This is a genomic window from Arthrobacter sp. ISL-72 (genome assembly GCF_018613755.1).
Lineage (GTDB): Bacteria > Actinomycetota > Actinomycetes > Actinomycetales > Micrococcaceae > Arthrobacter.
In genome coordinates this window covers 160,791-175,154 of sequence record NZ_JAGGPP010000004.1, presented here as the reverse complement: position 1 = coordinate 175,154, position 14,364 = coordinate 160,791, and the positions used below count along the sequence as shown (strand labels likewise).

Below are 14,364 nucleotides of genomic sequence, written 5' to 3'. Positions count from 1 at the left end.
AGAGATTTATTTGTCACGCACGAGGAGTACACATGGAAGTCTGGCCCGGATCGGCATACCCGCTGGGAGCCACCTTTAACGGCACTGGCACGAACTTTGCGCTGTTCAGCGAAAAGGCCGACAAGGTGGAACTGTGCCTCTTCGATGAAGACCTCAAGGAGACCCGGATCGAGCTCCTTGAAGTAGACGGCTACGTATGGCACTGCTACCTTCCCCACATCCAGCCGGGGCAGAAATACGGGTACCGGGTCCATGGTCCCTACGACCCCGACTCCGGGAACCGGTTCAACCCGAACAAGCTGCTGCTGGACCCGTACGCGAAGGCCGTGCACGGCCAGATCGACTGGGACCCGGCGCTGTTCTCCTACAACATGGGCGACCCCGATTCCCGCAACGACGCAGACTCGGCGCCGCACATGATGATGGGCGTAGTGATCAACCCGTTCTTCGACTGGGAGGGCGACCATAACCCGCGCATCCCCTACCACAAGTCCGTGATCTACGAGGCCCACGTCAAGGGCCTCACCCAGCTGCACCCCGAGGTTCCGGAGGACCAGCGCGGCACCTACGCCGGTGTGGCGCACCCCTCCGTCGTCGAACACCTGAAGAAGCTCGGCGTCACCGCCATCGAGCTCATGCCGGTGCACCAGTTCGTCAACGACGGCATCCTGCAGGACAAAGGGCTGAGCAACTACTGGGGCTACAACACCATCGGCTTCTTTGCCCCGCACAACACCTACAGCTCCACCGGTGATACGGGCCAGCAAGTCCAGGACTTCAAGGCCATGGTCCGCTCGCTGCACCAGGCCGGCATCGAGGTAATCCTCGACGTCGTGTACAACCACACCGCCGAAGGCAACCACCTGGGCCCCACGCTGTCCTTCAAGGGCATCGACAACGCCGCCTACTACCGGCTCATGGACGGCGACGAGAAGCACTACATGGACTACACGGGCACCGGCAACTCGCTCAACGTCCGGCACCCGCACTCCCTGCAGCTCCTCATGGATTCCCTGCGCTACTGGGTCACCGAGATGCACGTGGACGGGTTCCGGTTCGACCTCGCCTCCACCCTGGCCCGCGAGTTCTATGACGTGGACAAGCTGTCCACCTTCTTCGAACTGATCCAGCAGGACCCGGTGGTCTCGCAGGTCAAGCTGATCGCCGAGCCGTGGGACGTTGGTCCCGGCGGCTACCAGGTGGGCAACTTCCCGCCGCAGTGGACGGAATGGAACGGCAAATACCGCGACACCGTCCGCGATTTCTGGCGAGGCGAACCGGCAACCCTGGGCGAGTTCGCCTCCCGGATCACCGGTTCCGCCGACCTGTATGAGCACTCCGGCCGCCGCCCGGTGGCCTCCATCAACTTCGTCACCGCCCACGACGGCTTCACCCTGTCCGACCTGGTGTCCTACAACGAGAAGCACAACGATGCCAACGGCGAGGGCAACAACGACGGCGAATCGCACAACCGCTCCTGGAACTGCGGCGCCGAAGGCCCCACCGATGATGCCAAGGTCCTGGCACTGCGGGCGCGGCAGCAACGCAACTTCATTGCCTCGCTGCTGCTCTCGCAGGGCGTGCCCATGCTGCTTCACGGCGACGAACTGGGCCGCACCCAGCTGGGCAACAACAACGGCTACTGCCAGGACTCGGAACTGACCTGGATCAACTGGGACAGCGTCGATCAGCCGCTGGTGGAATTCACCGCCGCCGTGAACGCCCTGCGGCACAAGCATCCCACCTTCCGGCGCAGCCGCTTCTTCGATGGCAGGCCGGTCCTGCGCGGCGAGGGCGAACGGCTTCCGGACATCGAATGGCTGGACGTTGACGGCTCCACCATGAAGCCGGAGGACTGGGACAGCGCCTTCGGCCGGTCGGTGGGCATGTTCCTCAACGGCGACGGGATCCGCGGCCGCGACGAACGCGGCCGCCGGATCTCCGACGTCAACTTCGTGCTCTACTTCAACGCGCACGACGACGAAGTGAAGTTCACCCTGCCGTCCGACGAATACGCTCCCGCCTGGGACATCATCATCGACACCGCGGGACACAACGCCGACACCGAACCGGTGGAAGCCGGCGGAGTCCTGCCCGTTGACGCGAAGTCCCTGGTGGTCCTTCGTGCCCACAGCGTCCCGGAGACCGAGCCGGACCACTCCGTGGCAGCATCCCTCGCGGCACTGTCGCAGACCAGCACCAGCGACACCGCGGCACTGACCACGCCGACAGTCGCGGAACCGGCGCAGATTAGGAAGGTCAGGTCGAGGGGAAAGGCTGATTCATGAAGACTCCCATCTCCACGTACCGGCTCCAGATCCGCCCCTCCTTCACGCTCCAGGATGCTGCCGCCACAGTGCCCTACCTGAAGTCGCTGGGCGTGGACTGGATCTACCTGTCCCCGATCCTGACGGCGGAGAAGGGCTCGGACCACGGCTACGACGTTACCGACCCGTCCACTGTTGACTCGGACCGGGGCGGCCCGGAGGGCCTCGAAGCCGTGTCCCGCGCCGCCCGCGACGCCGGCATGGGCGTGCTCGTGGACATCGTGCCGAACCACGTGGGAGTGGCCTCGCCGTACCAGAACCCCTGGTGGTGGTCCCTCCTCAAGGAAGGCAAGCAGTCCCGTTACGCCGAGGCGTTCGACGTCGACTGGGACTTCGCCGGCGGACGGATCCGCCTCCCCGTGCTGGGCAGCGACGACGACCTCGACAAACTGGAAATCCGCGACGGCGAACTCCGCTACTACGACCACCGGTTCCCGCTGGCGGACGGCAGCTACACCGAAGGGGATGACCCCCGCGAGGTCCACGCCCGCCAGAACTACGAACTGGTGGGCTGGCGCCGCGCCGACAACGAGCTGAACTACCGCCGCTTTTTCGCGGTCAACACGCTGGCCGGCGTGCGCGTGGAAGTCCCGCGGGTGTTCGGCGAGGCGCACGAGGAAGTGGTCCGCTGGTTCCGGGAAGGGCTGGCGGACGGGCTCCGGATCGACCACCCGGACGGGCTGGCCGACCCGGAAGGCTACCTCCGGCGCCTGCGCGGCGCGACCGGCGGCAGCTACCTGCTGATCGAGAAGATCCTGGAGCCGGGCGAGGAACTTCCGGCATCCTTCGAATGCGAAGGAACCACCGGCTACGACGCACTGGCGGACGTGGACCGGCTCTTCGTGGATCCCGAGGCGCAGCAGGCACTCGACCAGCTCGATGGCAGGCTTCGCGGCGGCGAACCCGCCGACTACGCGGAGATGATCCGCGGAACCAAGCGCCGCATCACCGACGGCATCCTGCACTCGGAGATTCTGCGGCTGACCCGGCTGATTCCGGCCGGAACGGGCCCCGCCGGGACGGGGTTGGATGGCGAACTGGCCGCGGACGCGCTGTCCGAAATCATCGCCGCCTTCCCGGTCTACCGGACCTACCTCCCGCACGGGGAGGAAGTGCTGAAGGAAGCCTGTGCGCTGGCAGCAAGTAACCGTCCGGACCTGGCGCCGGCGGTGGACCTCCTGCAGCCCCTGCTCCTGGACGCCGGGTCGCTGCTGGCGCAGCGGTTCCAGCAGACCTCCGGCATGGTGATGGCCAAGGGCGTGGAGGACACGGCCTTCTTCCGCTACACCCGCCTGGGCACCCTGACCGAGGTGGGCGCCGACCCCACCGAGTTCGCCGTCGACCCTTCCGAGTTCCACCACCGGATGATGCGCAGGCAAGCCGAACTGCCGCTGTCTATGACCACCCTCAGCACGCACGACACCAAGCGCAGCGAGGACACCCGTGCCAGGATTTCGGTGATCTCGGAGTTCGTGGCGGAATGGGACAAGGTCCTGACCAGGCTGCAGGAACTGGCCCCGCTGCCTGACGGGCCGTTGGCCAGCCTCCTCTGGCAGGCCATCGCCGGAGCATGGCCCGCCTCCCGGGAACGGCTGCAGCAGTACGCCACCAAGGCAGCCCGCGAGGCCGGGAACTCCACCGACTGGCTGGACCCGAACGAAGCGTTCGAGCAGAAGCTGGCCGCCGCCGTCGACTCCTGCTTCGACAACCCTGAGGTCCGGGCGGAACTGAAGTCCTTCGTGGCACTCCTGGAGCCCTATGGTGCCGCGAACGCGCTGTCCGCGAAACTGGTGCAGCTGACCATGCCCGGGGTTCCGGACGTGTACCAGGGCACCGAGTTCTGGGACCGTTCGCTGACCGACCCGGACAACCGCCGGCCGGTTGATTTTGCTGCCCGGCAAAAAGCGCTGGCCGACCTCGACGGCGGTGAGCGCCCGGCGTCGTACCGGGACGACACCGCCAAGCTGCTGGTCACCTCGCGGGCGCTCCGGCTCCGGCGCGACCGGCCCGAGCTCTTTACCGGGTACACCGCGATAGCCGCCACCGGCCCGGCCGCGGCGCACCTGGTTGGCTTCAGCCGCAGAACAGGTGAGTCCCCGGGCGCCGTGACCCTGGCGACCCGGCTGCCGCGCCGGCTGGAACAGTCCGGCGGCTGGCAGGACACGTCGGTGACGCTCCCGGCGGCGATGACCGATGAATTGACGGGCAGCAGCTTCGGGCCCGGTCCCGTAGCGGTGGCCGACGTCCTGGCACGCTATCCCGTTGCACTGCTCGTTCCCACCACTGCCACTTCCCAGCGAACGGAGAACCACGGATGACGCATTCCTCCAAAGGAAGCAAGCGCTTCGACATCTGGGCACCCGACGTCAGTTCCATCACCCTGGTGGCCGGCGGCGCCGAGTACGCGATGAGCCAGCGCGGCGAGGGCTGGTGGACCGCCCCGGATGCCCCCTCGGACGGCGAAGTGGACTACGGCTACCTGCCGGGCACGGACACCACTCCGCTGCCGGACCCCCGGTCCCGGCGCCAGCCAGCCGGCGTGCATTCGCTCTCCCGCACTTTTGATCCGTCCGCCCATCAGTGGGCGGACGGGAACTGGCAGGGGCGCGAACTCAAGGGCGCCGTCATCTACGAGCTGCACATCGGCACGTTCACGCCGGAGGGAACACTGGAGGCCGCGGCCGGAAAGCTGGGCTACCTCAAGGACCTGGGCGTCGACTTCATCGAGCTGCTGCCTGTTAACGGCTTCAACGGCACCCACAACTGGGGCTACGACGGCGTGCTCTGGTACACGGTCCACGAAGGATACGGCGGGCCGGCGGCGTACCAGCGCTTCGTGGATGCGGCCCACGGTGCAGGCCTGGGTGTCATCCAGGACGTGGTGTACAACCACCTCGGCCCCAGCGGGAACTATCTTCCCCGGTTCGGGCCCTACCTGAAGTCAGGGGAGGGGAACACCTGGGGCGACTCCGTCAACCTTGACGGCCCCGGATCCGACGAGGTCCGGCGCTTCATCCTCGACAACGCGGCCATGTGGCTCCGGGACTACCACGTGGACGGGCTGCGGCTCGACGCCGTGCACGCGTTCAAGGACGAGCGGGCGGTCCATCTCCTGGAGGATTTCGGGGCGTTGGGCGACGCCGTGTCCGCGGAAACCGGCCGGCCGGTCACCCTGATTGCGGAGTCCGACCTCAACAACCCCCGCCTGCTGTACCCACGGGACGTCAACGGGTACGGCCTTGCCGGGCAATGGAGCGACGACTACCACCATGCCGTGCACGTGAACATCAGCGGCGAAACCGAGGGGTACTACAGCGACTTTGACTCGCTGGGCGCCCTGGCCAAGGTCCTGCGCGACGGGTTCTTCCACGACGGCAGCTACTCCAGCTTCCGCGGCCGGCACCACGGCCGGCCCATCAACACCGGGCTGGTGCACCCGGCCGCCCTGGTGGTGTGCAGCCAGAACCACGACCAGATCGGCAACCGCGCCACCGGCGACAGGCTCTCCCAGTCGTTGTCCTACGGCCAGCTGGCGGTGGCGGCCGTCCTCACGCTGACGTCCCCGTTCACGCCGATGCTTTTCATGGGCGAGGAATACGGGGCCACCAGCCCCTGGCAGTTCTTCACGTCCCACCCCGAGCCGGAGCTGGGCAAGGCGACGGCGGAAGGCCGCATCAAGGAGTTCGAGCGCATGGGGTGGGATCCCGCCGTCGTGCCCGATCCCCAGGATCCGGAGACGTTCCGCCGTTCAAAACTGGACTGGGCCGAGTCCGCAGAGGGGCACCACGCCCGCCTCCTGGACCTCTACCGTGCGCTGACCGCGCTGCGCCGTGCCACCCCCGAACTCGCGGGGCTGGGGTTCACGGACACCGCCGTCGACTACAGCGAGGAGGACGGCTGGCTGCGGTTCCGGCGCGGAAACGTGCATGTTGCACTGAACTTCTCGGAGCAGGCAGTCAAGCTCGAGGCCGCCGACGGTAGCGTGCTCCTCTCCACCGATGAGGCAACACGGGCGGACGGCAGCTCCCTGGTGCTGGCGCCCTGGAGTGCGGCCATCCTGAAGGGTTAGCCGCAGGCGGTTGCCCTGTTTGCCGCGGTTGTCCTGTTGGTGGCGGGTGCTGCGCCGCGGGCTGTTTTGTCAGCCCGCGGCGTAACAACAGGAAAGAACTCTGTAGCCTGCGTCACAGCTGGCAGGATTACAGGTATGACTTATTCGGCAGCGGACAGCCGCTATGAATCCATGCCCTACCGCCGCGTCGGACGCAGCGGACTCAAGCTTCCGGCCATCTCCCTGGGCCTCTGGCACAACTTCGGCGACGACAAGCGCTTCGACGAGCAGCGCGCCATCCTCCGCCGCGCCTTCGACCTGGGCGTCAACCACTTTGACCTGGCCAACAACTATGGCCCGCCGGACGGCTCCGCCGAAACCAACTTCGGCCGCCACCTGCAGGACGACTTCAAGCCGTACCGTGACGAGCTGGTCATCTCCACCAAGGCCGGCTACTACATGTGGCCCGGCCCGTACGGCGAGTGGGGTTCCCGCAAGTACCTGATCTCGAGCCTGGACCAGTCGCTGCAGCGCATGGGCCTGGACTACGTGGACATCTTCTACAGCCACCGCCCGGACCCGGAAACGCCCATGGAGGAAACCATGGGCGCCCTGGATTACGCCGTGCGCTCGGGCAAGGCCCTGTATGCGGGCATCTCCTCCTATACCCCGGAACAGACCCTCGAGGCCGCCCGGATCCTTAAGGAACTCGGCACCCCGCTGCTGATCCACCAGCCCAGCTACTCCATGCTGAACCGCTGGACGGAGAACGGGGCGCCCAACCTTTATGAAGCGCTGGATGAGGTGGGCGCCGGTTCCATCGCGTTCTCTCCGCTTGCGCAGGGCATGCTGACAGACCGCTACCTGAACGGCGTCCCGTCCGATTCCCGTGCGGCCAAGGAGCGGTTCCTGTCCGAGTCCGCACTCACCGAGGACAAACTGGACCGGGTCCGCGGACTCAACAAGATCGCCGCCGGCCGCGGGCAGTCGCTCGCCCAGATGGCCATCGCCTGGATCCTCCGTGACCAGCCCAAGGGTTCACCGGTCACGTCCGCCCTCATCGGCGCGTCCAGCGTCAGGCAGCTGGAGGACAGCCTGGCCGCCATCAACAACCTGGCCTTCACGGAAGAGGAACTGACCGCGATCGACGAGTTCGCCGTCGAATCCGACATCAACCTCTGGGTGCAGAAGTAGCCGGCGCGTAACAGAACGGTCCCTGGCAGCTTGCCGGAGCCGGGAACATTCCCGGCTCCGGCAGTGTTGGTTAGAATGCAAAGGGCGCCCAATGGCGCCGTGCCCATCAGCCGCCGCCCATCACGGCGCGGCCGCGCCGGGCACTGAAGTTTGTTCTCAAAGGAGTTACGTGTCTTCAAATCCGATTCGTGTTGCCATCGTCGGCGTGGGCAACTGCGCCGCCTCCCTGGTCCAGGGTGTCCACTACTACCGGGATGCCGACCCCAAGGCCACGATTCCCGGTCTGATGCACGTGGAGTTCGGCAAGTACCATGTGAGTGACGTCCAGTTTGTCGCCGCCTTTGATGTTGACGGCAAAAAGGTCGGCGTTGACCTGGCCGACGCCATCCTGGCCAGCGAAAACAACACCATCAAGATCGCCGACGTCCCGCCCACCGGTGTCACCGTCCAGCGCGGCCACACCCTGGACGGCCTCGGCAAGTACTACCTCGAGACCATCGAGCAGTCCCCCGCAAAGCCGGTCGACGTTGTCCAGGCCCTGAAGGACGCCAAGGTCGACGTGATGGTCTGCTACCTGCCCGTCGGATCGCAGGAAGCCGCAGAGTTCTACGCCCAGTGCGCCATCGACGCCGGCGTGGCCTTCGTCAACGCCCTCCCGGTGTTCATCGCCGGCACCAAGGAGTGGGCGGACAGGTTCACCGCCGCCGGCGTGCCGATCGTGGGCGACGACATCAAGAGCCAGATCGGCGCCACCATCACGCACCGCGTCATGGCCAAGCTCTTCGAAGACCGCGGCGTCACCCTGGACCGCACATACCAGCTCAACGTCGGCGGCAACATGGACTTCAAGAATATGCTCGAGCGCGACCGCCTCGAGTCCAAGAAGATCTCCAAGACCCAGGCCGTCACCTCCAACGTCGAAGCCGAACTGGCCGCCAAGGACGTCCACATCGGCCCGTCCGACTACGTCCAGTGGCTCGATGACCGCAAGTGGGCCTTCGTCCGCCTCGAAGGCCGCAACTTCGGCGACGCCCCGGTGTCGCTCGAATACAAGCTGGAGGTCTGGGACTCGCCCAACTCCGCCGGCGTGATCATCGACGCTGTCCGCGCCGCCAAGATCGGCCTGGACCGCGGCATCGGCGGCCCGCTGCTCTCGGCCTCGAGCTACTTCATGAAGTCCCCGCCGGAGCAGTTCAACGACGACCTCGCCCGTGAAAAGGTTGAGGCCTTCATCCGCGGAGACCTGGAGCGCTAAGCCGTCTCTCATTTCCGCCCGCTTTCGGCGCGACGCTCTCTCACTTTCCGGTGGGGGAGCATCGCGCTTTAAGCGTCCCGTTCGTAGCGCCGGATGGCATGGCTCGCCTGGGCAAGGGCGAGCAGCTTGAGCAGCAGCTGGCTGTGCATGTGCATGCCGACGGCGGCCGTCAGAATCAGCCGGTCCACGCTCTCGGGGGCGGTCGTGGCCGCGATGTCGAGCCCGGCGACGTCGTTCATTGCCTTGCTGTAGGTGTCCAGGAGCTCGCCGGACACCGGGATGTTGAGGCTTTCCATCAGTTCGAGATGAGCGTTCAGTGCGTTTCGGGCGTCACTGGGGGAATCGGGCCAGCTTCTCAGGCGTACGACGGCGTCAGCCGCCGGCGTGCCCGGCCCGCCGCCCGCTGTGGCCCGGGAGTCCAGATTCAGCACCACCCGCTGAACCGCTGCCAACAGCGCAAGCCGCGGGACGCCGTCGTCGGCCATTCTGAGGAGGCCTCCGATCTGCTCAATGGTCAGCCCGACTATCCGGCGGAGGGCCTGGATCAACTCGAGACGCTCGACGTGCCTTGCTGAGTATTGGGCGCGGGTCGCGTGGACGGTCTCGCCCGCTGGCAGCAGGCCCTCGCGCAGGTAGTACTTGATGCTGGCGGCTGAAACTCCTGACTGCCGGCTCAGTTCCTTGAGCTGCATGTGCGCCTTCCTCCTGCGAGGGCCTGGATCTATTGGATAGCGGATCCAGCGCCAGCTATCCTGATGTACACGCATTGGATAGTAGCTCTATCCTAAGGCTATGGACCACTGGAATGTACTGCTTGTCAGCCACGTGATTGCCGCGCTGTTCGTCCTCGCGATCGGCCCTTTCCAGATTTTTCGCCGGCGCCGTGACCGCATCCACCGCACCATGGGCTACCTGTGGGTCGCGGCCATGTACTACGTCTGCTTCAGCAGTTTCTGGATAGTGACCGCGGGCCACTTCACCTGGCTGCACGGATTGTCCGCCTTCACCATCGTGACGGTCACCCTCGGCCTGGTCAGCGCAATCCGCCACAACATCCCCTCGCACCTGGGAAACATGATCGGCAGCTATATCGGCATTGCCGTGGCGTTCGTCTTTGCCGTTGCGGTGCCCGGACGGGCCATCCCGCAGCTCCTTGCCGCAGACCCGTCCACCGCTGTGTTCGTTGAAGGGCTGGTGGTGCTGAGCGTGGTGGTGGTATTCGTCTCACTCAAACGCGGCGTCGGTGTGGGCTCATCACGCGTTTCGCGGAGCCCTGCGGTGCTGGCCGTCCGGCGAGGAGCCCAGCCGGCAGAAACTGAACCTGCCGGCCGCATCAACTCCTGACCCCGGTTCCGGCCGACGCTCTCTCACTTCCGGTCGGTTTCCGGCGGACGCTCTCTTACCCGGCGTCGGCAAAGCCGGAGGCGAACGAATGGTCTACCCAGCCCGTGCGCAGTGCTCGTTTGATCTTTCCTATCGTCCGTTGGAATTCATCGGCAAGGTCGTCCTTGTTGACTACCAGGACTGTCCAGCCTGCCGATTCGAAAGCCTTGTCGCGACGCCTGTCGATCAGGACCTGGGCGTCGCCAAGGTGATGTCCGCCGTCGTACTGGACGGCCAGGCGCCTGTGGCGATACCCCAGATCGGCGGATGGAGACGTGGCATCGTCGGCCCGCAGCGCCACTTGGAGACCGGGTTCCGGGAGGCCGGCGTCGGCCATGGCCAGGCGGAGCAGGGATTCGGGTGCGGAGTCCGATCCGACGCGCATCAGATCCAGCGCTTGCCGGGCTCGGACAATGCCCTGCAAGTTTGGATGGCGCGCCACCAAGGTCCGCAACCCCTCCACGGTGTCGTAGGGCTCCGTCCGGCCCTCGAAGTCGACCCGCGGAATACGAATCAACTGATCACCCATGCACACCAACTCCCTGACCGAGAGCCGCCGGGACAGGTCCAGCCATGTTCGCGATCGTGTGCTGATCCGGATGCCGTCGGTGGATTCAATCTCATCCTCCGCAGCCAGAACTGTGTGGCCGAGGGTGCCCTTACGGCGTACTGAGGGCAACGCCCGCGGCTTGCTCAGGTGAAGCTCAGTCGAGTCCGCCAGCCATGGCGGCAACAGTTGGCACCGCAGCCGTGCTGCAGTCACGTGGGAGATCCACGCCCCGGGGGACACGGCAGATAATGCCCGTGCGGCGGCTTCCAACTCAAAGTTCCAGTCCGAGGGACGGTAGAGTCCGCGGCTGACGTGGACCACGTCCTGTCGCCGCAGCCGGCCGATCGTGACGCCGGAGGCCCTCGCCATGTCGATGGTAAATGGAGCTACCGCCAGTGGGCCGGGCAGATTGTTGGGCTTTTGCATGCTGGCATTGTGGCGTGAAAGGTCGTCCCGCTGCAGAAGTTATCCACAGGCGGCCGCCGGGCGCGTTAGGTAGTGAGAGAGCGTCTAGGGAAGGGCGGCGGGTAGTGAGAGAGCGTCGGGGGAAGGGCGGCGGGTAGTGAGAGAGCGTCTAGAAGAGGCCCGTGGGTTTGCCGGTGTCGTCCACGTCCATCCGCATGGCCGCCGGAACCTTGGGCAGGCCCGGCATGGTCATCACCGCGCCCGTCAGCGCCACGATGAATCCGGCCCCCGTCTTCGGGATGAGGTCGCGGACGTGCACCGTGAAGCCTTTCGGGGCGCCCAGTTTCGTGGCCTCGTCGCTGAACGAGTACTGGGTCTTGGCCATGCACACCGGCAGGCCGGCCCAGCCGTACTTCTCGATCTCCGCGAGCCGCCGCAGGGCCGGGACGGAGAAGTCCACGCCGTCGGCTCCGTACATCTCCTGCACGATGGTCCGGATCTTGTCCTCCACAGACAGATCCAGCGGATACAGGTGCCGGAAGCTGTGCGGAGCGTCGAGCGCGGCAAGCACCTTGGCCGCGAGCTCGTCGCCGCCGTCCCCTCCGCCGCCGCGGCCCCATACGTCGGCCACTGCAGCCGGCACGCCCTCCCCGGCGCACCATTCGAGCAGCCAGGCGAGCTCTTCGGGGGTATCGGTGGCGAACTTGTTGACGGCCACCACCGGGATGATCCCGAACTTTTCCACGTTGCGGATGTGCCGCCGGAGGTTGGCCACGCCGGCGGCCAGGGCCTCCGGATTGGGTTCCTTGAGCAGGTCCTTGGCCACCCCGCCGTGCATCTTCAGCGCCCGCACGGTGGCCACGAGCACGACGGCGGACGGCGCCACGTCTGCGACCCGCGCTTTGATGTCCATGTACTTTTCGGCCCCGAGGTCCGCGCCGAAGCCGGCTTCGGTGACCACGATGTCCGCCAGGCGGCGGGCGGTCTGGGTGGCGATCAGGGAGTTGCAGCCGTGTGCGATGTTGGCGAACGGTCCGCCGTGCACGAGGGCAGGCGTCCCGGCGATGGTCTGCACGAGGTTGGGCTTGACCGCATCCCGGAGCAGCATGGTCAGTGCACCCTGCACGCCGAGGTCCGCCACGGTGACGGGTTCACGGTCATACGTGTAGCCGAAGGTGATGCGGCCCAGCCTGGCCCGCAGATCGGCGATGCCGGTGGCCAGGCAGAAGACCGCCATGATCTCGGACGCCACGGTGATGTCGAACCCGTCCTGCCGCGGAACGCCCTGCAGGGGTCCGCCCAGCCCGATGACCACTTCACGCAGTGAGCGGTCGTTCATGTCCAGCACCCGCTTGAACGTCATCCGGCGCGGATCAATGTTGAGCTCATTGCCTTGAAATATGTGGTTGTCCACCAGGGCCATCAGGGCGTTGTTCGCCGAGGTGATGGCATGGAAATCGCCTGTGAAGTGCAGGTTGATTTCCTCCATGGGCAGCACCTGGGAATAGCCCCCGCCCGTGGCTCCGCCCTTCATGCCGAGAACCGGCCCCAGGGACGGCTCGCGCAATGCAATCATCACCTTCTGCCCGGCCCGGGCCAACGAATCCGCCAGCCCCACCGTTGTGGTGGACTTCCCTTCGCCGGCCGGCGTGGGGGACATGGCCGAGACGAGCACCACCCGGCCCGGAGTCCGGCGCGGCACCGGGCCCGAAGGGCCGGCCGGAACCGTGAGCTTCGCCGGATCGATCTTTGCCTTGTACCTGCCGTAGAGTTCGACGGCGTCAGCGTTGATCCCGGCAGCCGCGGCGATTTCCGTGATGGGCCGCATGACTGCGCGCTGGGCGATTTCCAGGTCACTCAAAGCGTTGGTGTCAGACATCGTCGTCCTTCAGTTCGGGGCTCCGGCCTACGGCCCGTGGCCCACCGGAATCCTGTGGCTCCCAATGTACTGGTCGACGGCGGCGTGGTAGCTCTCCAGCGTGATCGCCGCCGTGCGTGTCCAACCGAATTCCAAAGCGTGCAGCGCAGCGGCCCGCCCCATGTCCTCCCGGGTTGCGGGGTCGTCGTAAAGGTCTTCGAAGACGTCCGCCCAGTCCGCGGCTTTGTGCCCGTCCACCAGCAGACCGGTCCGGCCGTCGAAAAGGGCGCGGGACAGTCCGCCCACCCGGGTGGCAACCACCGGCGTCCCGCAGGCCTGTGCTTCCAGCGCCACCAGGCCGAACGATTCACTGAAGGACGGCATCACCACAACGTCGGCCGAACGGAACCAGCCGGCCAGCTCCGGTGCGTTCACCGGCGGATGGTGCGTGACGACGTCGTCCATTCCGGCGGCGTGGATCAGCGACTTCAGGTCGAAGTCCTTGGCTCCGCTGAGGGCGCCCAGGATGGTTACCTGCAGGTCGATGTCCGGGCGGCGCGCGCGGAGCAGGGCCGCTGCCTTGATGAGGATCTGCGGACCTTTGAGCCGCTGGATCCGGCCCGCGAACAGCAGGTGGAACTTGCCGGCGGGCACTCCGAGCCGGGCACGGGAACGGCTCCGGAACGCAGGGGTGAACACGGTCAGGTCCACGCCCGGGGGAGCGACGTCGATGTTGTCGAAGTCGGCGTTGTAGTGCGACACGAGCTCGGCGGCTTCGGCCGGCGTGTTGGCAATCAGCCGTGCCGCGCCGTCCACAATCCGGTGTTCGCCGTCCTCCCGGCGCCGCGGTTCGGGCTTCTCGCCCGAGTGCAGGAGGAGGTTCTTGACCTTGGCCATGGTGTGCATGGTGTGCACCAGCGGCACTCCCCACAGCCGGGAAAGCTCCAGCCCGGCCACCCCGGAGACCCAGTAATGCGAATGGATGACGTCGTACCGGCCGTGCGGCTGCCGCTGGCGGATACGCTCAATCTCGGCCACCATGCTGTGCAGCAGTTCCGGAAGTTCCTCTTTGGGCAGCTTCCGCGGCGGCCCGGAGATCACGTTGTGGACGCATACACCCGGATCCGGGTGCTCGACGGCGGGCTGGTTCGGCGATGTGGACCGCGTGAAGATCTCCACTTCCACCCCGCTGGCGGCCAGCGCAGAGGCCAGGGCCCGCACGTAGACGTTCATGCCGCCGGCGTCGCCGGAACCCGGCTGTTCCATCGGCGAGGTGTGCAGGGACAGGAACGCGACACGGCGGATCAGAGTCACGGCTCTCCCTTCAACTGGCGGAACTGCATC

General features: G+C 66.3%; 10 protein-coding genes. 6 read left to right on the top strand and 4 right to left on the bottom strand.

Annotation, left to right across the window (positions count from 1 at the left end):
* Window positions 1–32 precede the first annotated feature (32 nt).
* The 5 genes from glgX to J7I92_RS03705 all read left to right on the top strand — a co-directional run bounded on the left by glgX (window position 33) and on the right by J7I92_RS03705 (window position 8,824).
* A complete protein-coding gene (glgX, locus tag J7I92_RS03725) occupies window positions 33–2,288 on the top strand; it encodes a glycogen debranching protein GlgX (protein WP_214837507.1) in 2,256 nt (751 codons plus the stop codon).
* On the top strand, window positions 2,285–4,645 hold the full coding sequence (treY, locus tag J7I92_RS03720; RefSeq protein WP_214837505.1) for a malto-oligosyltrehalose synthase: 2,361 nt from the start codon (window positions 2,285–2,287) through the stop codon (window positions 4,643–4,645). Before glgX ends, treY begins: the two co-directional genes overlap by 4 nt.
* A complete protein-coding gene (gene treZ, locus J7I92_RS03715; RefSeq protein WP_214837502.1) occupies window positions 4,642–6,396 on the top strand; it encodes a malto-oligosyltrehalose trehalohydrolase in 1,755 nt (584 codons plus the stop codon). The genes treY and treZ overlap by 4 nt, the downstream gene beginning before the upstream one ends.
* Window positions 6,397–6,531: 135 nt before the next feature.
* Complete coding sequence (gene mgrA, locus J7I92_RS03710) at window positions 6,532–7,569, top strand: L-glyceraldehyde 3-phosphate reductase (RefSeq protein ID WP_214837498.1); 1,038 nt, start codon at window positions 6,532–6,534, stop codon at window positions 7,567–7,569.
* Window positions 7,570–7,738: 169 nt separating this feature from the next.
* On the top strand, window positions 7,739–8,824 hold the full coding sequence (locus J7I92_RS03705) for an inositol-3-phosphate synthase (protein WP_214837495.1): 1,086 nt from the start codon (window positions 7,739–7,741) through the stop codon (window positions 8,822–8,824).
* Window positions 8,825–8,892: 68 nt separating this feature from the next.
* On the opposite strand, the gene J7I92_RS03700 is transcribed toward J7I92_RS03705, so the two are convergent.
* Window positions 8,893–9,516: a MerR family transcriptional regulator gene (locus tag J7I92_RS03700; RefSeq protein ID WP_214837491.1), complete on the bottom strand. Its 624-nt coding sequence runs from the start codon at window positions 9,514–9,516 to the stop codon at window positions 8,893–8,895.
* 100 nt (window positions 9,517–9,616) lie between these two features.
* Between J7I92_RS03700 and J7I92_RS03695 the strand changes: the two genes are divergently transcribed.
* On the top strand, window positions 9,617–10,168 hold the full coding sequence (locus tag J7I92_RS03695) for a DUF2306 domain-containing protein (RefSeq protein ID WP_214837488.1): 552 nt from the start codon (window positions 9,617–9,619) through the stop codon (window positions 10,166–10,168).
* 55 nt (window positions 10,169–10,223) lie between these two features.
* Here J7I92_RS03695 and J7I92_RS03690 read toward each other — a convergent pair whose 3' ends face one another.
* The 3 genes from J7I92_RS03690 to mshA all read right to left on the bottom strand — a co-directional run bounded on the left by J7I92_RS03690 (window position 10,224) and on the right by mshA (window position 14,334).
* Window positions 10,224–11,183, bottom strand: a complete 960-nt coding sequence (locus J7I92_RS03690) for a DUF559 domain-containing protein (RefSeq protein ID WP_214837486.1) — start codon at window positions 11,181–11,183, stop codon at window positions 10,224–10,226.
* A gap of 148 nt (window positions 11,184–11,331) precedes the next feature.
* Window positions 11,332–13,041, bottom strand: a complete 1,710-nt coding sequence (locus J7I92_RS03685; protein WP_214837483.1) for a formate--tetrahydrofolate ligase — start codon at window positions 13,039–13,041, stop codon at window positions 11,332–11,334.
* 27 nt (window positions 13,042–13,068) lie between these two features.
* Entirely contained in the window at window positions 13,069–14,334 is a 1,266-nt protein-coding gene (gene mshA / locus J7I92_RS03680) for a D-inositol-3-phosphate glycosyltransferase (RefSeq protein ID WP_214837480.1), read from the bottom strand.
* Window positions 14,335–14,364 lie beyond the last annotated feature (30 nt).